General features: G+C 74.3%; 1 protein-coding gene. It reads right to left on the minus strand.

Annotated elements, in window-relative coordinates:
• The coding region (locus B8460_RS17095) for a sensor histidine kinase (protein ID WP_048862826.1) at positions 1-1,090 on the minus strand (1,090 nt) is incomplete at both ends.

Consider the following 1,090-nt stretch of genomic DNA (forward strand, 5'->3'; position numbering starts at 1 on the left):
GCGGCAGTTCGACCCAGAACAGGCTGCCGCCGCCCGGCGCGGGCCGGTGGCCGACCTCCCCGCCCATGGAGCGGGCGAGCGCGCCCACGATCGTCAGGCCGATGCCCGCCCCGCCGCTCGCGGTCGTGCCGACGAGGCGGTCCTGACCGGAGAACAGCGCGTCCGCCTGCGCCGCGCCGATGCCGGGGCCGTTGTCCGCCACCTCGAATCGCAGCCGCCCGGTTGCCTCGGCGCGCCGTACCGCGACCGAGACACGGCCGCCCGGCGGCGCGAACTTCGCCGCGTTGGCCAGCAGGTTGAGCAGGATCTGGCGCAGCCGCACGGGATCGGCCAGCACCGCCGCCGGCAGCCCCTCGACCGGGGCGACCGTCACGTCGAGCCGCTTCTCGCGCGCGGTGCGGGCGATCAGGGCGGCGGTCTCGGCCAGCAGCGGGTCGAGCCGCACCGGCCGCTGCGCCAGGGCCATCTGGCCGGCGTCGATGCGCGCGAGGTCGAGCGCGTCGTTGACGAGGGCGAACAGGTGCTGGCCGGCGCCGAGGATCACCTCCGCCTGTTGCCGCTGTTCGTGCGTCAGCGCCGGGTCGCCGGCCATCAGCTCGGCGAGGCCGAGGACGCCGTGCAGCGGGGTCCGCAGCTCGTGGCTCAGCCGGCCGATGAAGCGCAACCGCGCCTCGCTCGCGCCCTGCGCCGCGTCGCGGGCGGCGCTGATGGCATTGATGCGGGCGAGTTCGGCGCGCTCCTTGGCCATGGCGACGAGACCGAAGGACACGCCGGTCGTGTGGATGATGACTTCCAGCAGCATCACCTGCACGACGATGGCGGCGACATGCGGCGTGATCGGGTGGATCATCACGGGCAGCAGGCTGCGGCAGAGATAGATGGCCGTGTGCAGCACCAGCAGCCCGATAACGATGCGCCGCGACGGCAGCCGCTCGCCGCGCCCCTGCCACAGCTCCCACGCGGACCCCGACGTGTAGGCCGCGCCCATCAGGCAGGAGATGGACGTCAGCACCTGCTCCGCCGCGGGCGCCGGAAAGGCGGTGGACAGCGCCACCCACAGCAGCGGGCCGGCGGCGACGATCACCGGATG

Origin of the sequence: Acidisphaera rubrifaciens HS-AP3, assembly GCF_000964365.1 — a bacterium.
Classification (GTDB): Bacteria; Pseudomonadota; Alphaproteobacteria; order Acetobacterales; family Acetobacteraceae; genus Acidisphaera; species Acidisphaera rubrifaciens.